Consider the following 412-nt stretch of genomic DNA (forward strand, 5'->3'; position numbering starts at 1 on the left):
CTTCAAATTTCAAGCCGATGGTCGGCACCACAATACTCTTCAGGATGTTTCCCTCCGCATCAGCAAACACACTGCCGATAAGCCCTGTTCCTGGAACGCTCGGGAAGCGGACACGTCTGTAACCCGACACGTCCACTTTGCACACGGAATAAGCCTTGTCCGTCGTATAGGATTCCATCAGCGTGGGCTTGCCGCTCATGATCTTGCGTTCACCCAGCCAGCCGCCCTGTGTCTCCTTGATGGCATCCAGTGTCAGTACCGTCGCCTCAGGCACCGGGGGCATTTCGTCCTCCGGATAACTGCTGTAGCAGGCGTACTTCTTGTTGTTCAAATAATCGTTGATGCCTTTGCTCCAGTAAAACGGCTCATACATCATCCAGTCTCCCTCGCTGCCGTCCAGCTTCGCCACCGT

Annotated in this window: 1 protein-coding gene; it reads right to left on the reverse strand. The window is 54.9% G+C overall.

Annotated elements, in window-relative coordinates; all coding sequences use genetic code 11:
- A partial coding sequence (locus WKT20_RS18225; RefSeq protein WP_340417888.1) for a hypothetical protein occupies nucleotides 1-412 on the reverse strand: 412 nt, incomplete at both ends.

Origin of the sequence: Phocaeicola sp. ICN-14070 (assembly GCF_037892625.1) — a bacterium.
In the GTDB taxonomy this organism is placed as follows: Bacteria; Bacteroidota; Bacteroidia; order Bacteroidales; family Bacteroidaceae; genus Phocaeicola; species Phocaeicola plebeius.